Here is a 21,522-nt window from a genome sequence, read left to right on the forward strand (position 1 = left end):
CGGTTGTGCACAACTCTTCGGAGTGGATGCCCAGGTCACGACGAACACGCCGACGGCCGAGGCGGTTAGGCTGACGTGACCCAAGATGACCAGCAGCGACCTCGACACCACCACGACCCCCGGCAACGGATCGGCGTCGTCCCACGGCAAGACGATCCTGATCGGTGAGCACGCCGTGGTGTACGGCGCACCCGCTCTCGTCCTGCCGGTGCTCGACGCACGGGTCGTCGCGACGGTCTCCCCGGTCGCCGCCGACGCCGAGCAGCCCGGGCACAGCCTGCAGTCGACCGTGCACACCGGCCCGCTCGACCTCGCCCCCGCGGCCGTGATGCCGACCGTCACCGCCGTCACCGCGACCCTGCGCCACTTCGGGGTCACCGACCGGCACTTCCACGTCCGGGTCGACAGCGAGGTCCCGACGGCCAGGGGCATGGGCTCGAGCGCCGCGGTCGCCGCCGCCGTGACCGCCGCCGTCGCCGACGCCCTGGGCGAGACCCTCGACGTCGAGACCCACCACGAACTCATCCAGGAGTGCGAGCGCGTCGCCCACGGCCGCCCCTCCGGCCTCGACGCGCGCGGTGTCGTAGCGTCCGCGCCGGTCTGGTTCGAGGGCGGGCACATCGAACCCGTCACGCTCGGCGCCCGGTTCACCTTCGTCGTCGCGGACACCGGCGTCCCCGGGCACACCCGACAGGCGGTGTCGGCCGTCCGCGCCCGCCACGACCAGGACCCGGCCGGCGTCGACGCCGTGGTCGACCGGATCGGCGCACTCGCACGACGGGCACGGGGGACACTGGAGAACGGCGATGCCCAGGGTCTGGGTGCCACGATGGACGCCGCGCACGACCTGCTCAGCACACTCGACGTGTCGAGTGACGACCTGGACCGGCTCGTCGACGCCGCACGTGCTGCGGACGCCCTCGGCGCGAAGCTCACCGGCGGCGGGCGGGGCGGGTGCGTCCTCGCGCTCGCCACGGACGACGACCACGCGGACCGCATCGCGGCCGCACTCCGCGGCGCAGGGGCCGCAGCCACCTGGACCACCACGATCGGAGCCCGCGCTTGCTGAACGCCACCGCCGTCGCGCACCCCAACATCGCCCTCGTCAAGTACTGGGGGAAGGCGGACGCGCAGCTCGCGCTGCCCGCCACGGGCAGTGTCTCGATGGGGCTCGACGTGTTCCCGACGACGACCACCGTCACGGTGGACGGCGGGTCCGGTGACGGCGAGGAGGCGCGTGACCGGTTCACGCTGAACGGTCACGTCGTCGACGACGGTGCGCTGGTGCGCGTGCAGCAGTTCCTCGACCTGGTCCGCGCGCTCGCGGGGTCGTCCGAGCGTGCGTCGGTCGTGTCCGAGAACACCGTCCCCACCGGTGCCGGCCTGGCCTCGAGCGCGTCCGGCTTCGCAGCCCTGGCGACCGCGGCCGCCGCGGCGTACGGCCTCGACCTGTCACCGCGCGACCTGTCCCGCCTGGCCCGTCGCGGTTCCGGTTCGGCCACGCGCTCGATCCCGGGCGGTGTCGCCGTCTGGCACGCGGGCGACGACCAGGGCTCCTTCGCCGAGCCGATCCCGGCCCCGCCGATGGCCATGGTCGTGGTCACGATCGACGCCGGTCCGAAGCCCATCGGCTCACGCGAGGCCATGCGTCGCACCATCGCGACCTCGCCCTTCTACCCCGCCTGGGTGACCTCGACCACCGAGACCGTCGGCGACATGCTGACCGCCTGCGCCGCGGGCGACTTCACCCGCATCGGCGAGATCACCGAGAGCAACGCGCTCCGCATGCACGCGACGATCGAGGGCGCGTTCCCGCCGATCCGCTACCTCAACGCCCGCAGCGTCGCCGTGTTCGACGCCGTCGCCGAGCTGCGTGCCGGCGGCACCGAGGCGTACGCCACGGCCGACGCGGGCCCGAACGTCGTCGTGCTCACGAAGCCCGAGGACCGGTCGGCGGTCGCCGGGGCGCTCGCGTCGCTGGGGGACGTCATCGAGTCCGGCACCGGACCTGCCGCGCGGGTGCTCCGCTCCGAAGAGATCGGGAGCAATCCCGACCAGAAGGAGTCCGCGCAGTGATCGAGTTCCGTGCACACGGCAAGCTGTTCGTCGCCGGCGAGTACGCCGTCGTCGAGCCTGGTCAGCCGTCCGTCCTGATCGCCCTCGACCGCGCCATCACGGCGAAGGTGCGCGAGGGCCACGGCGCGGGCAGCGTGCACTCCGAGGAGTACGGGCACCTGCCGCTCACGTGGACCCGTGCCGAGGACGGCCTGGCGCTCGACCGCGAGCACCACCCCTACGACTACGTGATGGCGACGATCGACCTGGTCGAGAAGCTCCGCGCCGAGCACGGCATCGCCCCGCGGTTCCACGACCTGCGCATCGAGAGCCAACTGGACGACGCCAGCGGCCGGAAGTTCGGGCTCGGGTCCTCGGCCGCGGTCACCGTCGCCACCGTCGGCGCCCTCGACCGCTTCTACGGCATCGGCCTGACGCAGCGTCAGCGCTTCCAGGTGGCCCTGCTCGCCACCATCCGGGTCAACCCCCGGGCATCCGGCGGAGACCTCGCCGCGAGCACGTTCGGTGGCTGGCTGCGCTACAGCGCCCCGGACCGCGAGCGCCTCGCCGCCATGCTCGGCGACCACGCCGTGTCGGCGATCCTGACCGATGGCGACGCGTGGGACGGCTTCGACGTCCAGCGGCTGCCCGCCCCCGAGAACCTGCAGCTGCTCGTCGGTTGGACCGGCTCGCCCGCGTCCACCACGAAGCTCGTCGACGTGGTGCGTCGGCATCGCAACGGCGGGTACCAGGCGTTCCTCGACGAGAGCCGCAGCGCCGTCGACGACCTGACCACGGGCCTCCAGACCGGCGACGCCGAGCGCACGCTCGGTGCCCTCCGTCGCGCTCGCGGGCTGCTGCAGCGCCTCGGCGCGTCCGTCGGGTCGCAGATCGAGACCGAGCGTCTCGCGACCCTGTGCGACGTCGTCGAGGCAGCGGGCGGGGCGGCGAAGCCGTCCGGTGCCGGCGGCGGCGACTGCGGCATCGCGCTCGTCCCGGCGGACACCGACCCCGCCGGCATCCACCGCGCCTGGGAGGCGCACGACATCAGACACCTCAGCGTCGCGGTGCGAGCACCAGAAGGAGCCCTCGATGAGTGACCTGCTCACACCGATCCCCACCAAGTGGGTCGGCCCGATCCGCGTCAGCGGCAACGCCGTGCAGGGGGAGCACGAGGTGCCCCTCGCCACCTACGAGTCGCCGCTCTGGCCGTCCGTCGGCCGCGGTGCCCGGATCTCGCGGATGGTCGAGGACGGCATCGTCGCGACCGTCGTCGACGAGCGGATGACCCGCTCCGTCGTGGTCCGTGCCGACAGCGCCGCAGCCGCCCACGTCGCCGCGGGGCAGATCCTCGCGCGCCAGGACGAGCTCGCCGCGATCGTGGCCGGGCAGAGCCGGTTCGCGAAGCTCATCGAGGTGCACCCGGAGATCGTCGGGGACCTGTTGTTCCTGCGCTTCGCGTTCACCACCGGTGACGCCTCCGGCCACAACATGGTCACGCAGGCGGCGGACAAGCTGCTGCCGGCGATCCTGGACTGGCAGCCGGGCCTGCGGTACGTCTCGGTGTCGGGCAACTTCTGCACCGACAAGAAGGCCACCGCGGTGAACGGCATCCGTGGTCGCGGTCGCAACACCATCGCCGAGATCGTGATCCCGGGCGAGGTCGTCGAGAAGCGCCTGCGGTCGAGCACCGCGCGCATCGTCGAGCTCAACATCGCGAAGAACCTGATCGGCTCGACGATCGCCGGGGCCATCCGCTCGGCGAACGCGCACTACGCGAACATGCTGCTCGGCTTCTACCTGGCCACCGGGCAGGACGCCGCCAACATCGTCGAGGGTTCCCAGGGCATCACGAGCGCCGAGGACCGTGACGGCGACCTGTACTTCGCGACCTCGCTGCCGCACCTGATCGTCGGCACGGTCGGCAACGGCAAGGGCGGGGACCTGCCCGTCGTCGAGGACGCCCTGGTACGCCTCGGCTGCCGCGACGACCGCGAGCCGGGCGCGAACGCCCGCCGCCTCGCCGCGCTCTGCGCCGCCACCGTGCTGTGCGGGGAGCTCTCGCTCCTCGCCGCCCAGACCAACCCGGGTGAGCTGATGGCCGCCCACGTCGCGATGGAACGTCGCGGCGCGAAGCCGGCGGGGGGCGCAGCATGACCGGCGTCGGCATCCACGACATCGCGATCGCGACCGGACACCATGTGCTCGAGCTCGACGACCTGGCCGAGCGACTCGGCGTCGACCCGGCGAAGTACCACGTCGGCATCGGGCAGGACGCCTTCAGCGTGCCCGCCCCCGACGAGGACATCGTCACGATGGGCGCCGCCGCCGCGAAGGAGCTCATCGACCGGCACGGCGTCGACGGCATCCGAACGGTGCTGTTCGCCACCGAGTCCGGCGTGGACCAGTCGAAGGCCGCCGGCGTGTACGTGCACGGCCTGCTCGGGCTGCCGAAGGCCGTCCGCGTCGTCGAGCTGAAGCAGGCCTGCTACGGCGGGATGGCCGCGGTGCAGCTCGCCCTCGGCATCGTCGCCCGTGCCCCGCACGAGCGCGTGCTCGTCATCGCCGCCGACGTCGCCCGGTACGACGTCGACACCCCCGCCGAGCCGACCCAGGGTGCCGGTGCCGCCGCGATCCTGGTGTCCGCCGACCCCGACCTGATCGAGATCGAGCCGGCGGCGGGCGTCTACACGGCCGACGTCGACGACTTCTGGCGGCCGAACGACCGCTCGACCGCGCTCGTCGACGGACGCCTCTCGGTGAGCGCCTACGTCAACGCGTTCGTCGGCGCCTGGGACGACCTGGCGGAACAGGGTGGGCCGGCGTACGACGACATCGCCCGGTTCGTGCACCACCAGCCCTTCACCAAGATGGCGATCAAGGCGCACCGCAAGCTCACGCAGCACGTCGGCGCCCCGTTCGACGAGTCCGACCTGGCGATCGGGTTCACGTACAACCGGCAGACGGGCAACACGTACACGGCGTCGCTCTGGATCGGGCTCGCGGGACTGCTCGACCTGGACGACGACCTGGCGGGGGAGCGACTCGGCCTGTTCAGCTACGGCTCGGGCAGCGTCGGCGAGCTCATCACCGGCATCGTCCGGCCCGACTACCGCGAGCACCGTCGTACGGGTCGCGTGCGGTCGCTGCTCGAGGCACGGGTCCCCCTGACGGTCGACGCCTACCGCGAGCTGCATGCGGGCGGCGCCGCCACCAGCGAGGACGTCGAACGCCCGCGCGTGACGACCGCGCCGTTCCGCTTCGCGGGCGTGCGCGGCGGTGCGCGCCACTACGAGGCATCGGCGCAGCCGGATCAGCAGGCGTAACCGCTCGGTCCCACGTACCCCTCGTGCAAGCGACAGATCCCCGCGGAACATCCGCGGGGATCTGTCGCGTTCGGGGACCGGACCCGGCTCGTGCGCCGGGATCTGTCGCTTGCGCGGGACGGACGGGAGGCCCGTGGCGGCGCCGCCACGGGCCTCCCGTCCGTCTGCTGGTCACGCTGCGGACAGGACCTCGCGTTCGAGTCGCTGGTAGCTGGCCTCCATGCCCTCCGTCATGCCGGTGGCGAGGATCGCGTCCCGCTGGTCCCGGTCCGGGTAGGTGACGAGCAGCGTCATCAGGGTGACGCCGTCGACCTCGTCGAACTGCAGGTCGTTCGTGTTCGGCGGGAAGGGCGCCCCGGTCATGCGCTCGGTCGACACCATCCGGCGTTCGGGTTCGACGACGAGGTTCTCGCCCTCGAACCCGAAGGGCTCGCCCTCGGTGTCACCCGTCGGTGCCCACGCCTGCCGGAACGTCCCGCCCGGGGTCAGGTCGTTCTCGTACACCGTCATCTCCCACCCGTCGGGGCCGAGCAACCAGCGGCGCACCAGGTCGGGCTCGGTGTGCGCCCGCCAGAGCAGGTGCCGCGGTGCCTCGAACGCCCGGGTGATGCGGACGTGGGTGTCGTCGACGACCTCGGTCACGGTCCCCTGGCCCAGCGCCCACGCTCGCAGGTCGGCGAGCACCCGGTCGAGCTGGCCGAACGCCTGCTGGTAGCCCTCGAGCATGCCCATCTCGAGCATGGCGTCGAGGTCGGCGGTCGAGGTGAAGGACGACACCACGGTGACGCGGGAGCCGTCGTCGACCGGCTCGAACGACAGCACGGTCTCGCCCGCGGGGAGGGACTCGTCGACGGCGCCCTCGGGGTCGGTGAACAGGTCGCGGAAGACGATGCGACGGTGCTCGTCGACCTCGGTGACCTGCCAGACGGCGTGGAACCGCTCGCCCTGCGGTGACGTCATCCGGTAGTCGGCCCGGCCGCCGGGGCGCAGGTCGAAGGACGTGAAGGTCGCGGGGAAGGCGGGTGGGCCCCAGAACCGCTCGAGCTGTCGCGGGTCGGCGAAGGCGGCCCAGAGGCGTTCGACGGGGACGGGGAACTCGGCGACGAGGGTCATCGAGAGGGTGTCGGGATCGGTGTGGACGGACGTGGTGGGCATCATCGCTCCTGGTGTCGTCGGGTGTCGTTCAGTGCTGGGTGTCCGGACGCGTCGCCGTCGAGCAGGTCGCCCAGGCGGTCCATCCGGCTGTGCCAGAGGCGACCGTAGGCGTCGAGGAGGTCCCGGACCCGGTCGAGCTGCTCCGGCTCGGCGCGCACGATGCGGGTGCGGCCGCGTGCCTCCTTGCTCACGAGTCCGGCTCCTTCGAGGACGGCGACGTGCTTCTGGACGGCGGCGAACGACATCGAGTAGGCCTCCGCGAGTTCGCTCACGGACGACGACCCGACGAGCGTGCGCCGGACGATGTCACGACGGGTCGCATCGGCCAGGGCATGGAACACCCGGTCGACCTCGGCGTCGGACAGTTCGATTCGTACAACCATTTGGTTGTAGATTACGTCCGCCCGGTCTCGTCCACAAGGGGGACCTGCCGGTAGTCTGGCGGCGGAGATCGGAGGGTCGATGGCGGAGCAGCTCGGTGCGTCCGGTGCCGTCCGTGCCCTCGTCGCCACGCTCCCCCCGGCGCCGCGCCTGACCGACGTGGTCGCCGGTGTCGGCCGGATGGTCGGCAAGTCCACCCGCGTCGTCGACGTCGACGGCCCCAGCTGGGGGCCACTCACCGCGCTCGTGTCGCAGTTCGAGCACGAGAACCTCGTGCTCGTGCCGGCCGGGGCGCCCCCGCTCTACCGCATGCACTGCGTCCTGCACGAGCTCGGGCACCTGGTGCACGGCGACGTCGGGACGCCCAGCCCGTCGTCCGTCGCCGAGTTCGCGGCCGGCGGCCACGTCTGCCGTCGTGCGCTCGACGCCGACTCCGGCCTCGTGAGCATCTCCGACGACGACGAGCACTTCGCCGAGCGGTTCGCGTACGAGCTCGCCACCGTCCTGCTCGCCGGAGCCACCGGGGCGGACGAGCGGGCCTACGGCTGATGGCCGTCCTGCACGCCGCGGCCTTCTGGTTCGCGGCGCTGATCTTCCTCGCCCGCACGCCGTACGTGCTGCGGAACCCGCGCGGCCGGGCTGCCTGGGGTGCCACCGGCGTCGGGGCGCTCGGACTCCTGACCCTCGGCAGCGTCGTGCCGCAGCCGGTGCTCGACGGGGCCCTGGGCGGCTCGAACCTCATCAACCTGGTGCAGAACGTGTGCGCGACCGTGGCGTTCTGGCTGATGCTGCGGGCGAGCACGGACGACCTGCCGAGGCGTCCACTGTTCGCGACCCCCGTGGCGCTGCTCGTCGTGGTCGTGGCCTTCACGGTGCCGTTCCTGCTCGTCGAGGAGCGCGGCGGCACCGACTTCCACTTCATCGTGAACGAGATCGAGCAGACCCCCATGTGGCTCTACGCGACGGTGTACATGGTGGGTGTGGGGCTGATCGCCGCGACGACCCTGCGCCGCGGCGTGCTGCAGACCCCGGTGGCGCTCGTGGTGTTCCGCGTCGGGCTCGCCCTCGTCGTCGTGGCGAGCGTCGACGAGGTCGCCTCGCTCACTGCCGACCACTTCGGGCTCTTCCCGGCCGCCGTGCGGGACGGACTGCGCCTGGCCTTCGACCCGCCGTTCTACCTCGGCATCGTGCTCATCGTCGTGGCGATGGCCTCGCTGACGTTCCGGCGCTGGGGTCGTGACCTCCGGCACCGCGGGCACCACCGACGACTGCGCCGCATCGCCCGGCGGCACGCGGTCCGGGCGGTCGAGCGGCCGGGGGACCCGCAGGCCCGGACCTACGACCTGGTCATCGCGATCCGCGACGCCGAGGTGCAGGGACGGAGGCTCGACGACGCCGAGCTCGTCCAGGTGCGATCGGCCGAACGGACCCTGACCAAGAGCCTCGGAGGATGACGGCGTGACGATCGTGTGGTGGGTGCTCGGAGCCCTCGTGGTGCTGGTGGCGGTGTCGTTGGTCGTCCTGGTCGTCCTGCGCAAGGTCGTCGGCAAGATCGTGCTGCCCGGCGGTGACCGCTGGACCCCGGTGATCGAGGCCGACGGGGACTCCGTCCGGCTGCCGATCACCGTCGACACGGTGCGGCCGGGGGAGTACGGGCTGTGGCACGACGGCGCCGGGCACACCACGGTCGGACCGGTGCTCGAGGTGGACGAGGCAGCCGGGTTCGTCCGTCGGGCCGTGGTGCGGACCACCGGTGCGGTGTCGTCGCGGGTGCGGTGGAGCGGGCACGTGCACCCGGACCCGGCGGCGATGGACGTGGACTGGTCCGAGGTGTCGGTGCCGACGACGGTGGGGCCGGCGCCCGCGTGGGTGGTGCGGCCGGGTCCCGGCGGCGCTGCGCGCCCGGACCGCGTGGCCGAACGGGCTGCAGGCCCCGACCGCGCGGCTGCCCAGGGTGCCGACCCCGCGGCCGCCCGCACGTGGGCCGTTCACGTGCACGGCATCCGGACGACCCGGGTCACCGCGCTCCGGACGGTCCCGGCGGCGCTCGAGCTCGGTTGGACCTCGATCGTCCCGTCGTTCCGCGGGGACGGCGAAGCACCGTGGGAGGGCCGGGCCTCGCACCTCGGCGCCCGCGAGTGGGCGGACGTCGAGGCGGCGCTCGACCACGCCGTCGCGCACGGCGCCGAACGGCTCGTCGTCGTGGGGTGGTCGATGGGCGCGACGATCACGCACGAGCTCCTCGCCCGCTCGGCGCACCGCGACCGTCTGGCCGGGATCGTGCTCGTCGCCCCGGCGCTCGACTGGTCGGTCACCGTGCGGTCCCAGGCCCGGCGCGCGGGACTGCCGGGACCCGTGGTCGGCGCTGCCCTCGGGGCGATGGCGACGCCGGTCCTCTGCCGGCTGGTGGGGCTGCGCTCGCCGGTCGACGTGCGCGCCCTGTCCTGGTTGCGCGCACCCCGGCCGCTGCCACCGACCCTGCTCATCCACTCCACCGGCGACACCACCGTCCCCTTCTCGGCCAGCCAGGAGTTCGCGGACGCCCACCCGGACACGGTGACGCTGGCGGTCAGCGAACCCGCGGAGCACGCGTGGGAGCGCAACGTCGACGCCGTCTGGTTCGACCGGACCATCACGACCTGGGCGTCACGAGCGGGGCTCACTGGTCCACTGGAGTAGAAGGAGCCATGGGGCAGCTCATCTACGACGGCCGACCGCTCGACCTGCGGATCGACGACCGCGCGCTCACGCACCTGCAGATCGTCATCGTCAACATGCTCCGTCGGGACCACCGGTTCGCGTTCTCGTGGAAGGACGACGTGGTCCACGGCAACGGTCGGAGCACGATCTGGCTGAACCCCAACGTGAGCCTGCACTTCAAGTTCACCGGCAGTCGTGTGCCCTCGATCAACCGCAGCTGGCTCGAGGACCTCTACGCCTCGGCCACTTCGGGGTCCGGGCTCGTGCTGACACCGGAGCCCCCGGACACGAGCACCGCGGACGACTCGGCCTGGTCGCGCGCCGTCGCGCCGGGTGACGCGGACGATGCCTCCGCGGCGACGAGCAAGAGCGCGTCGGGGACGACGAGGAGTAGCACAGCGCGCTGATCCGGGTCAACGGGTTTCGCTCAGACTGTCCGGATCGTACGGTTTCGGTACCGCGGTTCGCTGTCGTCCCCCAGCATCGGCCTTCTAGGGCGTCGATGCAGGCAGACACCGCGGGAGGAGGGGAACCCGAATGGCCGTGGCGCAGCACGCGTGCGGCACCGACCAACCATCGGTGGCCGCCGCACTGCACGACGAGAGTCCCGGATCAGGGGACTCCGCGTCCGGGACGCCGGGTCATCGCACCCGGTCCGTCGCGTCACGCTGCTGGGCTCGCCGGTCTGCCCCCATCGACCGGCGCTCCTCCGGGACCGCCCCGGCCATCGGATTCGGGTTCCGTGGCCGGGGCGGACTCACCGCCGTCGTCGCTCAGTAGACGTCGCGGACGTACCGCTTCGCGCGTCGCATGTCGGCCAGGTAGGCCTGCGCGTCGTCCTCGCCGCGTCCGCGGCCACTCCGGATGACCTGCAGGAGCGCCGCCTCGACGTCCTTCGCCATCCGCGACGCGTCGCCGCACACGTACACGTGGCCGCCGTCCTCGAGCCAGGCGAAGAGCTCCGCGGAGCGCTCGAGCATCCGCGTCTGCACGTAGACCTTCTCGGCCTGGTCGCGCGAGAACGCCAGGTCGAGGCGGTCGAGCACGCCCTGTTCCTGCAGCTCGGTGAGCTCGTCCTGGTACACGAAGTCGGTGTCCCGGTGCTGGTCGCCGAAGAACAGCCAGTTGCGCCCCGTCGCCCCGGACACCGCGCGCTCGTGCAGGAACCCGCGGAACGGCGCGACCCCCGTGCCCGGTCCGATCATGATCATCGGGGCCGACTCGTCCGCCGGCACCCCGAACGACGCGTTCGGCTGCAGGTAGACGTCGACGGTGCCGTCCGGGTCGACCCGGTCGGCCAGGAACGTCGACGCGACACCGGCGTACATCCGGTGCGGGTCGCCGTAGCGCACCGACGCGATGGTCAGGTGGATGCGGTCCGGGTGCGCCAGCGGGCTCGACGAGATCGAGTACTGCCGCGCCTGCAGCGGCCGCAGGTTCGGCAGCAGCTCGTCGAGTCCCGGGGCGGCCGGGCCGGCGTCGCGGAGCAGGTCGAGGACGTCGCGTCCCCAGAGCCAGCGGTCGAGCTCGTGCTTGTCGCCGTGCGCCACCACTGCGGCGAGCTCACTCGACGGCGCGCGCTGCACCAGGTCGGCGATGAGGTCCTTCGAGGGCGTCCGGATCTCACGGTCGGTCCGCAGGACCTCGGTGATCGGCCGGCCGTCGAACGCCTCGCTGCCGCTCGCGCCGACCTGCTCGAGCAGGTCCGCCACGAAGACCTCGTCGTTCACCGGCACGACCGCCAGGGCGTCGCCGGCCGCGTACTCGATGCCCGAGTCGCCGAGGTCGAACTCGTAGTGCCGGATCTCCTTCGCGCTGCGCGGCGAGGAGAGCAGCCGGTTCTCGACCAGGCGCGACGGGTACGGGTTGCGCTTGTTCCACTGCGAGCCCGGCCGGGAGGCACGGCTCGCGCCCGCCCCGCCGGTCGCGCCGGCACCGTCGCCGGCACCACCGCCCGTGGTCGCGCCGGGTGCGGCCGTCGCGCCGGCCTCGGCGGCGAGGCGGTCGAGGACCGCCGCGGTCCACAGTGCGGCCGGGTCCTCGAAGTCGACGTCGCAGTCGACGCGGTCGTGGATCCGGGTCGCGCCGAGCTGCTCGAACCGGGTGTCGAGGAGCTTGCCGGCCTGGCAGAACTCGTCGTAGCTCGTGTCGCCGAGGCCCAGGACGGCGTACTGCAGCCCCTCGAGCCGCGGCACGGTGCTCGCCTGGACCGCGTCCCAGAACAGCCCGGCGTTGTCGGGCATCTCGCCCTCGCCGTAGGTCGAGGTGACGACGAGCACGTGCGACATCTCGGCGAGCTGCTCGGGGGTGACGGCGTCGAGCGCACTGGCACGACCGCCGAGTCCGCGGGCCTTCGCGCCGGCGACGAGCTCGTCGGCCAGGAACTCGGCGTTGCCGGTCTGGGTGCCGAAGAGCACGTCGATCGTCGTCGTGGGCGCGCTGGCTGCGACCTTCTTGCCGGCGGCCGCGATGCCCGCGATGAACCCGGCGAGCCAGGACTCCTGGGCGGCCGAGAACGGTGCGTCGACTGGGATCAGCGACCCGGTCGGGGGGAGCAGGCTCACGCGGTCACCGCCTCGGTCGGCGCCTGCGGTGCACGGCGGGCGATGTCCTCGAGCGCCGCGGTCGCGAGCAGCTCGTCGAAGCGGGCCTCGCGAACGCGGCCGTCGTTCTTGGCGTTCTGGTGCATGATCCACCCCGTGGTGCCCGGCGCGTCCATGCTGCGGTTGTTCCGCTGCGTGAGCGCGCGCTTGTAGTCGTCGAGCCGCTTGATCGCGATGAGGGTCGCGAGCTGGTCGTCGGCGAAGCGGTCGAGCGTGCCGCGCAGGTACTTCACGACGCGCTGCTTGACGGAGAAGTCCTCGGTGAGCACGAGGTTCTTGACGGCCTCGGCGACCCGCGGGTCGGCGGCCCCGAACGCACCCGGGACGCGCTCGAGGGCGACGTCCTGGGCGACCCCGAGCACCGTGTACGACGACAGCAGCGAGAACATGTCCTCGCCCTGGTCGCCGAGTGCCGGGGCACGGCCGTCGAGCACCGTGCGCTGGTCGCGGTAGTCGAGCTTGAACGCGCGGAGCTTGTCGGTGGCGATCGAGGTCGCGAGCTCGTCGAGGAGCTCCGGCCGGGTCGCCGCCGCGAGGATCTCGCCGGCGTCCTGCGTGAGCAGCAGGGCGCGGGGCATGCCGACGTAGACGTGCGCGCGGGCGGTGTCCCACTCGGCGAGCAGCCGCTCGGCCAGGACCGAACCGGTTGCCTCGAGGTGCCACTCGAGCAGCAGGCGGGCGGCGGCCTCGTGGAACGCACCGCGCTCGGTGTCGGTGACCGGGAACACCAGGAGCGAGTCCGTGCTGGCACGCTCGGCGACCTGGCCGGAGGGGTCGTACTGGTACAGGAACCCGCCGGACATGCCGTTGCCGAGGCCCTTGCCGAACGCGCCGAGGTTGAACACGGCGCCCCCGGTCATGTACTCGCAGCCGAAGTCGCCGAGACCCTCGACGACGGCGGTCGCGCCGGAGTTGCGGACGGCGAACCGGTCGCCGGCCTCGCCCTCGACGAAGGTGCGCCCACCGGTGGCCCCGAACAGCGCGAAGTTGCCGACCAGCACGTTGCCGCCCTGTTCGGCGCTGCCGCCACCGGGGGCGCGGACGATGATCCGTCCGCCGCTCTGGCTCTTGCCGACGCCGTCGTTCGCGGTGCCGGTGTGCTCGAGCACGACGCCGTCGTTGTTGAAGACGCCGTAGGACTGCCCTGCCGAGCCCTGCGTGCGGATCGTGACCGCGCCGTCCACCAGCCGGCGGCGTCCGCGGTCGTCCGTCGTCACGGCGGGCAGGCCCTGCACGTCCTCGGCGCCGAGCTCGTGGTTGAGCAGGCGCTCGAGGTCGATGCCGAGCTGGCCACCGACCGACTTGTCGGCGTTGCCGAGCAGCACACCGTGCACGAGCACGTGCTCCTGCGCGTGGTCGACCAGGGCGGTGCGGACGCGCTCGAGCAGGGCGTCGTCGGTGTGGAAGTCCTTCTCCAGGTACTCCGGGTCCGCGACGATCTTCTCGGGCACCTGGGCGAGCAGGGCGCGGGCGTCCAGCCGGCCGACGCTCGCCGGGTGGTCCAGGAGCTGCAGCAGGTCGGCCCGACCACGGGCCTCACGCAGGGAGCGCAGGCCGAGCCGGGCCAGGATCTGCCGCACGTCGTGGGCGATGTTGAGCAGGTACTGGGCGAACGCGCGGGGGTCGCCCTCGAACGCCTCGGCGTTCGTGGTCAGGCCCGCCGGGCACTTCACGTTGCAGTTCTTCGCCATCACGCAGCCGAGCATCATGAGCGCGGTCGTGCCGAACTCGAAGCTGTCGCCGCCGAGCAGGGCGCTCGTGACCACGTCGCTGCCGGTCTGGTGTGCGCCGGAGCAGCGGAGCGTGACCTTCTGGCGCAGGCCGTTGGCGACCAGTGCCTGGTGCACCTCGGACACGCCGATCTCCGCCGAGCGGCCGGCGTACTTCAGGCTGGTGACCGCCGCTGCGCCGGTGCCGCCGGTGTTGCCCGCGACGTTGATGACGTCGGCGCCGGCCTTCGCGACGCCGACCGCGATCGTGCCGATGCCCTCGGACGAGACGAGCTTCACGATCACCCGGACCCGGGCGGCCTTGCAGTCGTGGATGAGCTGCGCGAGGTCCTCGATCGAGTACGTGTCGTGGTGCGGCGGCGGCGAGATGAGCTCGACGCCCGGCGTGCCGCCACGGGCCGCGGCGATGTCCACCGTGACCTTCGGCGCGGGCAGCTGACCGCCCTCGCCGGGCTTCGCGCCCTGGCCGATCTTGATCTCGAGCTCCTCGAGCATGGGGTCGGCGAGGTAGCCGGCCCAGATGCCGAAGCGGCCGGAGGCGAACTGCTTGATGCGCGAGCCCCGGATGGTGCCGTAGCGGGAGTGGTGCTCGCCGCCCTCACCGCTGTTCGACATGCCGCCGACCATGTTCGTGCCGTGCGCGACGGCCTCGTGGGCGGTGGCGACGAGGGCACCGTGGCTCATCGCACCGGACGCCAGGGTCCGGGTGATCTCGTGGGCCGGCTGCACCTCGTCGAGCTCGACGCTCGCCGGGGCGCTCTGCAGCAGGGCGAGCAGGGCGACGGCCGCACCGGTGGCGCGCAGCGTCACCCGGGTGTCGTCGACGGCGTCGATGTCGATCTGGCCGGGGTGGAGCAGCGCGAGGCCGTCCGCGAGGGCCCGGTGGCGCAGTGCACCCGTGGTCCCCGTCGACGTGAGCTCCAGGCGGAACCGCTCCGTCCCTCCAGGCAGGTCCTGGTCGTCCGCCGGACGCGAGCCGGAGAGCCCGCGCACCGTGACGCTGGCGTTGCCGCTCGTCGAGAAGCGACCGAGCTCGCGGGCGAAGTCCTCCGCCGTGTCGATGCCCGTGACGTCCGCGGGCAGCGCGAGCACGTCGCGGAGTGCGGCGGGACGGCGGGACCGCTCGTCGTGCGTGGTCTGCAGGAACGTGACGTAGCCCGGCGTGATGCGGTGCGCGTCGATCTCGGCGTCGCTGAGCTGGTCGTAGCCGGTGTTCCGGTACGCGGCGTCGGTGATGCCGAACGAGTCGTCGAGCTGGCCGAGCGTGAGCAGGCGCAGCGCGTCCGAGTCGCCGGAACGCTCGAAGGCCGGGCGCTCCTCGGTCATGCCGCCGAAGCCGCGGACGCTCGCGACGCCGAACGAGTGGCCGGCGCCGTCGGAGCGTTCCTTGAACAGGCCGAGCAGCGGGACCTGGCCCTCGGACGCCACCGAACGGGCACGCTCGTGCCAGTCCGTCGCCGCCTGGGCGATGCGCGCGAAGCCGACCCCGCCGACCGGGGCCTGCATGTGCGGGAAGATCCGCGCGAGCACGTCGTCGCCGGTGTCGAGGTAGTTCGGCTCGAAGAACTCGCCGCCGATGTAGCTCTCGGCGGTGCACAGACCGACGCGGCCCATGGTCTTCGCCAGGGCCTTCTCGGCGGCCTTCCGGAACTGCTTGAGTGCCAGGTCGGTCGCGGTCAGCTCGCCGGCGGGTGCGGGCGCGGCGGGGTACTTCTCCTCCGCACGCAGGCGCGCGCTCAAGCTGTACACAGCGGCGGCACCGAACCCGAGGGCGGTCGCGACGTGGTGTGACGATGGCAGCTGACCGCTCTCCGCGACCACGGACACCCGCAGGCGCAGACCGGTCTCGATGAGCCGCTGGTTGACGGCGGCCACGGCCAGGATCACGGGGAGGGGCGCATGGGTCGACGACACCTCGCGGTCGGTCACGACCGCGATCCCACCACCGCGCGCCGCGAACGCCTCGATCGCGTCGCACAGGGCGTCCAGCGCGCCGCGCATCGCGTCGGCGTTGGCCTGCTCGTCGGTGGGCACCGGCACGTAGAGCATGTCGAAGCGCTCGAGCGGGACGATGTCCTGGTCGCGCAGCCGCACCATGTCGAGGTGCCCGAGGATCGGCGACTGCACGACGAGCTGACGGCCCGTGGTGCCCGTGCCGTCCGGCTTCGCGCCGAGTGCGACGCGCATCGACATGCCGTCGGCCTCGCGGATCGAGTCGAGCGGGGGGTTCGTCACCTGGGCGAAGCGCTGCGAGAAGTACTTCGCCATGCCGCCCTCGGTGTCGCTCAGGGCGTTGATCGCGTTGCCGTAGCCCATCGCCGAGATGCGCTCCGACCCGTTCTGCAGCATCGGGTCGAGCATGAACCGGAAGCTCTCCTGGTTCAGCGAGTACGCCACGTACCGGCCCGCGAGCGACAGGTCTCCGTCGTAGCCCAGGGTCGTCGTCGTGCGCTCGTAGTCCGGAGCGGGCACGTCGTCGAGGTTCACGCGGGCGGCGTCGAGCAGGGTGCCGTAGTCACGGCGGGCCGCGAGCATGTGCAGCACCTCGCCCGTGCGCATCCGGGTACCGGTGCGGTGGTCGACGACGAGCATGCCGCCGGCCTCGATGCGGCCGCGGTGCACGACCTCGTCGGCGGCGAACTCGACCTGGCCGGCCTCGGACGACACCATCAGGTACTCGGCCGTCTCGACGGTGCGCAGCGGGCGCAGGCCCAGGCGGTCCAGGCGGGCGCCGACGACGTCGCCGTCGCTGAAGATCACGGCCGCGGGGCCGTCGTTCTTCTCCTCGTACAGCGAGAAGTACTCGAGCATGTCCCGGACGTCCGGCGTCAGCGTGCGGTCGTTCTCCCACGCCGGCGGCATGAGCGAGACCACGGCCTCGACGATCTCGAGCCCGTCGTCGAACACACGGCTCTGCAGGGTCTGGTCGAGTCGGCTCGAGTCCGACTGCCCGGGCGGGCGGACGATGCTCCGGGTGCGGGCACGGGCGAGCGCCTCGTCCGACAGCCGGTTCTTGCGGTCGGTGTTCAGCTCTCCGTTGTGCGCCATCAGGCGGAACGGCTGCGCCATCGTGGGGTGCGGCTCGGTGTTCGTCGAGAACCGGGTGTGGAAGTACAGCGTCCGGACCGAGTGCCGGGGGTCGCGCAGGTCGGTGAAGTACCCGATGACCTCGCCGGAGTTCAGCCGGCCCTTCAGGATCTGGGTCCGAGCGCTGAGTGACAGCGGGTACAGGGCGGCGTGCTCGGCACGTGCGGCCGCAGCCTCGCCGTAGGACACGGCCTCGATGGCGAGCAGGGCACGGTTCGCCGCCGCGTCGACCTCGGTGCGCTCCCAGTCGGACGGCGCCCGGAAGACCCACTGCACGATCGGCAGCTGGTACTGCTCGGCCTCGGGGCGGGCGACCGAGTGGTCCACCGGGACGTCGCGGACCAGCAGCAGCTCGAAGCCCTCTGCCGCGATGGCGTCCGTGACGGTCTGCTCGGCGCGGGCGCGCTCGTCGGCGCCGTCCGCTCCGTCGCTGCTCGGCACGAAGCAGTTCGCCACGCCGAAGTGCCCGGCGCGCAGCTGCTCGCCGGTGATGGCGCTGAAGAACTCCACCGACAGGTCGATGCTGACGCCAGCGCCGTCACCGACACCCTCGGCGGACTTGCCGCCGCGGTGCGGGATGGAGCACAGCGCTTCGTCGCCCTTGCGGATGACGTCGTGGCTCGGCGTCCCGTCGAGACGGGTGATGAAACCGACGCCGCAATCGCTCGATTCGCGGGCAGGGTCGTAGAGACCGAAGGAGGTGGGGTTCACGTGCGGGTCCAGTGGGGGCGTTGCCGGCAGCGGACGGCGCGGGCTGCATCGATGGAGCGCTCGCCGCGGGCAGACCGATGGTGGCAGTCGGGCCCTGTGGGGTGGTGGTGCGGTAGGGCGATGCTACGGCTTGGTATACCGACCGTGCAACACGGGTGGTGGGCGTGTGGTGCGAGGTTCCGTAACCGGTGCCCGGCAGGACCCGCGGCACGGAGGACGGAACCTCGCACGGGCTGCCCGGCGGGGTCAGCGCGGAGCGCTCGCGGGGTCAGCGCGGCAGCAGGATCTGCACGATCGCGACGACCACGAGCGCCGCGATCGGGACGCCCGCGATCCAGGCTCCGGCGCGCATCTGCGTCCGGCGGATCGTGGGCGGTGCGTGTGAGGACCGTGCGAACTCGGTCGCCGCGACGAGCTCCGGCGCGGCGGCGGGCGGTGCGGGCTCGGGTTGGGGCCGGTCGTCCTCGAACGCGGGGACCTCGACCACCAGGTCGGCGGGGTCCGGGCGGCCCGGGAGCTTGTCGTACGCGTTCGTCGCGGGGCCTCCTCGTCGATGTCCTCCGCCCAGTATGCGACCCGGGCGGCAGTCGGTGAGCAGAAGATGTCGGGTGCGGTCGCGGCACCCGACATCTTCTGCTCACGAAGCGGCCAGAGCGCCGCGAGCGAGGCCGCGCCGCGCACGGTGCGCTGTCGTCCGGCCCGTGCGGGGTTACCTGCTCGGTGCACGGTTGTAGCGCTGCACGGGGCGGGCAACTCCGCACGGGGTGAGCAAGGCCGCACGGTGCGGCGCCGGCACCGGGACGGGCAACTCCGCACGGGGTGAGCGAGACCGCACGGTGCGAGGGGTCAGGCGTACCGCCGCGCTGCCCGGAGCGCGGCCCCGGTGTACGAGCCGCCGAACAGGAACACGTGCAGCAGCAGCGGCGCGAGCTGGTGGAGCTCGACGCGCTCCTGCCAGCCGTCGGCCAGCCGCGACTCCCGGTCGTAGGCGGCGAGCACCGTCTCGAGCCGGGGCAGCCCGAACAGCCCGAGCAGTGCCAGGTCGGTCTCGGCGTGCCCGCCGTGGGCGATCGGGTCGATGAGCACGGCGCCGGTGGGTTCCGATGAATCCGTGGGCCAGAGCACGTTGCCGGCCCACAGGTCGCCGTGCAGACGAGCGGGTCGGTCCCCGACGAGCGCGGGCTGCGGCGACCCGAGCGTGCCGTCCTGCACGCGCGAGGCGACCCGCTCGAACACGGCGGCCTCGGCGTGGTCGAACCCGCCGGCGTCGACGATGCGGCGGACGAAGTCGCGGATCCGGTACTCGGCGAAGAACTCGCCCCAGGTCGCCGGTGCCTGCTCGGCCGTGACGAACGGCGTGCGCGAGCGGCCCATCCGCAGCGCCGCACCGCGGGTCCATCCGGCGGGCGGCGCACCCCAGTGGTCGGCGCCGGCGGCGTGGGTGTGTGCGAGGGACCGGCCGAAGCGCTCGGCCTGGGCGGCGGTGGGGGATCCGTCGGAGATCAGCTCGAGGTCGAGCACGGTCGGGCTCGGGCGCCCCAGCACGCGGGCGATGCGGGTGCCTCCGGTGTCCTCGGCCTCGGCGAGCCAGGCGAGTCCGGCGGCTTCGGCTGCCGCTTCGTCCGCGGTGGTGAACGTCTTCACGTGCGTCTCGGCCATCGGTCCATCCTGCCGAGGGGGCACCGTCGACCGTTCAGCCGACGATCACCCGGCGACCCGGCGACCCGGCGCCCCGGCGACCCGGTCACGCGCTCGGCTCTCCCCGCCGAGCCGCGTGCACCACGAGTGCCAGCTGCACCCGGTTCTCGACCCCGAACTTCTCGTACACGTGCCCCACGTGCGTCTTCACGGTGGCGAGCCCGACGAACAGGTCGGCGGCGATCTGCGCGTTCGACGCACCGTTCGCCACGGCGAGCGCCACCTCGGTCTCCCGCTCGGTCAGCAGGGCGAGCAGTCGGCGCGCCTCGGCTCCGCCGGCAGCAGCGCCGGCAGCAGCGCCGGCAGCAGCGCCGGCAGCAGCGCCGGCAGCAGCGCCGGCAGCAGCGCCGGCAGCAGCGCCAGCAGCAGCGCCGGCCGGTCCGCCGCCCGGGCCACCGGCCGCCTGGCCCGAGCGGGGCCCGGCCGCGAACGCGATCACCCGGTCGAGCACGGACGGGGACAGGATCGAGCGTCCGGCCGCCACCGTCCGGACCGCCTGCACCAGCTCGTGCGGCGGGGTGTCCTTGAGCAGGAACCCGCGGGCACCGGCCTGCAGTGCCCCGAGCACGAGGTCGTCGCCCTCGAAGGTCGTCAGCACCAGGACGGCCAGGTCGGGTCGACGCCGGAGTTCGCGCTCGGTGGCGACGAGTCCGTCGCACCGGGGCATGCGGATGTCCATGAGCACGACGTCGGGTGCGGTCGTCGCGATGACGCCCTCGGCTTCGAGCCCGTCGCCCGCTTCGCCCACGACCACCAGGCCGTCGTCGCCGCTGAGCAGCATGCGGAGCCCGACGCGCACGAGCTGGTCGTCGTCGACCAGGACGACGCGGATCGGTGCGGTCACGCCGTCCACGGCAGCACCGCCTCGACCACGTGCACCCGGCCGTCGTCGCTGCCGGCCCGGAAGCTCCCGCCGACGAGTCGAGCCCGTTCGGCGAGCCCCCGCAGGCCGTGCCCCGCGGTGGCCGCGGACGCCGGGCCCTCGGCCAGCGTGTTCGACACGACCACCCGGATCGCAGGACCGCTGACGACCTCGACGACCACGTCGACGGGTTGCCCGGGGGCGTGCCGGCGGGCGTTCGTCAGCGCCTCCTGCACGATCCGGTACGCGTGCCGCCCGACGACCGTCGGTGCCTCCGAGCTGTCGGCCACGATGCGCGCCCGGACGGTCACGCCGCCGGCACGCGCCTGGTCGAGCAGGGCGGGCAGGTCGACGAGCGTCGGCTGTGGAGGCGCGGTGCCGGTCACCTCGTCGCCCCCGGTCGCCGCGGGGTCGCGCAGCACCCCGAGGACGTCGCGCAGGTCGGTGAGCGCGGAGTGCGCCTCGGCCCGCACGACCCCGGCGGCCGCGGCCGTCTCGTCGGGGGTGAGTCCGGGGCCGCGGTACTCGAGCGCGCCGGCGTGCAGCGCGACCAGGGAGAGCCGGTGGCCGAGGACGTCGTGCATCTCGCGGGCGATGTGGGCGCGTTCCTGCTCGCGGGCCCGGTCCTCGCGCAGCTGCTGGTCGCGCTCGAGCAGTGCGGCCCGCTCGCGCAGCGACAGCAGGAGCGCCCGGCGCTGCCCGATCGCGATGCCGATCACCACGAGCAGGGCGATGCCGACGATGCCCGCGACCATGATCTGCCAGAGCGGCATGTCGTCGGCCGGGGGCGCCAGGACGACGTCGTAGAGCACGGTGGAGCCGAGCATCACGGCGGCGGCGACGGCGAGTTCGGCAGCCCGACGCCGGGTGGCGAGCGAGACGAGGGAGAGTCCTGCTGCCCCGACGGCCAGCGTCGACACCGAGCTGAGGGCAGCGATGACGACCGTGATGACCAGCGGTGCGCGGTGTCGGAACGGCAGGAGGACGAGGGCGGCCAGGCCGGCGCCCATGTCCGCGAGGATCAGGGCACCGACGTGCAGCTCACTCCACCCGCGGGTGTCCATCGTCGGCCACACCAGGGCAGCGGTGAGCAGCCCGGTCAGGGCGGCGACGGCCACCCGCCACGTCTGCGCCCAGACGCGCCGTCCGAGGGGGACGGCGGGGAGCGCGATCGAGGTCATGTCCCGAGCCTAGGGAGCGGGGAGGCCGAGCGG

At 72.9% G+C, this 21,522-nt stretch carries 17 protein-coding genes; 9 read left to right on the forward strand and 8 right to left on the reverse strand.

What is annotated here, in order from left to right; all coding sequences use genetic code 11:
- The first annotated feature begins 85 nt into the window (after positions 1-85).
- Genes mvk through KK087_RS00655 form a run of 5 tightly spaced genes read left to right on the forward strand, consistent with a single transcriptional unit; the run spans position 86 to position 5,381 of the window.
- A complete protein-coding gene (gene mvk, locus KK087_RS00635) occupies positions 86-1,069 on the forward strand; it encodes a mevalonate kinase (protein WP_214530775.1) in 984 nt (327 codons plus the stop codon).
- Positions 1,063-2,076 (forward strand): diphosphomevalonate decarboxylase, encoded by a 1,014-nt coding sequence (mvaD, locus tag KK087_RS00640; protein WP_214563859.1) that lies wholly within the window; start codon positions 1,063-1,065, stop codon positions 2,074-2,076. Before mvk ends, mvaD begins: the two co-directional genes overlap by 7 nt.
- Positions 2,073-3,155, forward strand: a complete 1,083-nt coding sequence (locus KK087_RS00645; protein WP_214530773.1) for a phosphomevalonate kinase — start codon at positions 2,073-2,075, stop codon at positions 3,153-3,155. Before mvaD ends, KK087_RS00645 begins: the two co-directional genes overlap by 4 nt.
- Positions 3,148-4,212, forward strand: coding sequence for a hydroxymethylglutaryl-coenzyme A reductase family protein (locus tag KK087_RS00650; protein ID WP_214530772.1), 1,065 nt, complete (start codon positions 3,148-3,150; stop codon positions 4,210-4,212). The genes KK087_RS00645 and KK087_RS00650 overlap by 8 nt, the downstream gene beginning before the upstream one ends.
- Entirely contained in the window at positions 4,209-5,381 is a 1,173-nt protein-coding gene (locus KK087_RS00655) for a hydroxymethylglutaryl-CoA synthase (RefSeq protein ID WP_214563860.1), read from the forward strand. Before KK087_RS00650 ends, KK087_RS00655 begins: the two co-directional genes overlap by 4 nt.
- A 171-nt stretch (positions 5,382-5,552) precedes the next feature.
- Here the strand turns inward: KK087_RS00655 and KK087_RS00660 are convergent, their stop codons facing one another.
- Positions 5,553-6,536 (reverse strand): SRPBCC family protein, encoded by a 984-nt coding sequence (locus KK087_RS00660; RefSeq protein ID WP_214563861.1) that lies wholly within the window; start codon positions 6,534-6,536, stop codon positions 5,553-5,555.
- On the reverse strand, positions 6,536-6,919 hold the full coding sequence (locus KK087_RS00665) for an ArsR/SmtB family transcription factor (RefSeq protein ID WP_214563862.1): 384 nt from the start codon (positions 6,917-6,919) through the stop codon (positions 6,536-6,538). Before KK087_RS00665 ends, KK087_RS00660 begins: the two co-directional genes overlap by 1 nt.
- Before the next feature lie 79 nt (positions 6,920-6,998).
- On the opposite strand from KK087_RS00665, the gene KK087_RS00670 reads away from it, so the two are divergent.
- Genes KK087_RS00670 through KK087_RS00685 form a run of 4 tightly spaced genes read left to right on the forward strand, consistent with a single transcriptional unit; the run spans position 6,999 to position 10,024 of the window.
- A complete protein-coding gene (locus KK087_RS00670; RefSeq protein ID WP_214530768.1) occupies positions 6,999-7,466 on the forward strand; it encodes a hypothetical protein in 468 nt (155 codons plus the stop codon).
- Positions 7,466-8,371: a hypothetical protein gene (locus KK087_RS00675; RefSeq protein ID WP_214563863.1), complete on the forward strand. Its 906-nt coding sequence runs from the start codon at positions 7,466-7,468 to the stop codon at positions 8,369-8,371. Before KK087_RS00670 ends, KK087_RS00675 begins: the two co-directional genes overlap by 1 nt.
- A gap of 4 nt (positions 8,372-8,375) precedes the next feature.
- Positions 8,376-9,596, forward strand: a complete 1,221-nt coding sequence (locus KK087_RS00680) for an alpha/beta hydrolase family protein (protein ID WP_214530766.1) — start codon at positions 8,376-8,378, stop codon at positions 9,594-9,596.
- Positions 9,597-9,604: 8 nt separating this feature from the next.
- Positions 9,605-10,024, forward strand: coding sequence for a DUF7882 family protein (locus tag KK087_RS00685; RefSeq protein ID WP_214530765.1), 420 nt, complete (start codon positions 9,605-9,607; stop codon positions 10,022-10,024).
- A 366-nt stretch (positions 10,025-10,390) separates the two neighbouring features.
- On the opposite strand, the gene KK087_RS00690 is transcribed toward KK087_RS00685, so the two are convergent.
- The 6 genes from KK087_RS00690 to KK087_RS00715 form a co-directional block, all read right to left on the reverse strand.
- The gene (locus tag KK087_RS00690; RefSeq protein ID WP_214563864.1) at positions 10,391-12,181 is read right to left on the reverse strand and encodes a sulfite reductase subunit alpha; all 1,791 of its coding nucleotides are present in this window, start codon (positions 12,179-12,181) and stop codon (positions 10,391-10,393) included.
- Positions 12,178-17,748 carry a glutamate synthase-related protein gene (locus KK087_RS00695; RefSeq protein ID WP_214563865.1) on the reverse strand — a complete coding sequence of 1,857 codons (5,571 nt, stop codon included), beginning with the start codon at positions 17,746-17,748 and terminating at the stop codon, positions 12,178-12,180. The genes KK087_RS00690 and KK087_RS00695 overlap by 4 nt, the downstream gene beginning before the upstream one ends.
- Positions 17,749-18,016: 268 nt before the next feature.
- Positions 18,017-18,235: a hypothetical protein gene (locus tag KK087_RS00700; RefSeq protein WP_111104016.1), complete on the reverse strand. Its 219-nt coding sequence runs from the start codon at positions 18,233-18,235 to the stop codon at positions 18,017-18,019.
- A 359-nt stretch (positions 18,236-18,594) separates the two neighbouring features.
- Positions 18,595-19,407 carry a fructosamine kinase family protein gene (locus KK087_RS00705; RefSeq protein WP_214563866.1) on the reverse strand — a complete coding sequence of 271 codons (813 nt, stop codon included), beginning with the start codon at positions 19,405-19,407 and terminating at the stop codon, positions 18,595-18,597.
- An 85-nt stretch (positions 19,408-19,492) separates the two neighbouring features.
- Positions 19,493-20,299, reverse strand: a complete 807-nt coding sequence (locus KK087_RS00710; protein WP_214563867.1) for a response regulator transcription factor — start codon at positions 20,297-20,299, stop codon at positions 19,493-19,495.
- Positions 20,287-21,489, reverse strand: coding sequence for a sensor histidine kinase (locus tag KK087_RS00715; RefSeq protein ID WP_214563868.1), 1,203 nt, complete (start codon positions 21,487-21,489; stop codon positions 20,287-20,289). The genes KK087_RS00710 and KK087_RS00715 overlap by 13 nt, the downstream gene beginning before the upstream one ends.
- Positions 21,490-21,522: the final 33 nt, after the last annotated feature.

The sequence above is a fragment of the Curtobacterium aurantiacum genome (assembly GCF_018598555.1).
GTDB classification, from domain to species: Bacteria; Actinomycetota; Actinomycetes; order Actinomycetales; family Microbacteriaceae; genus Curtobacterium; species Curtobacterium aurantiacum.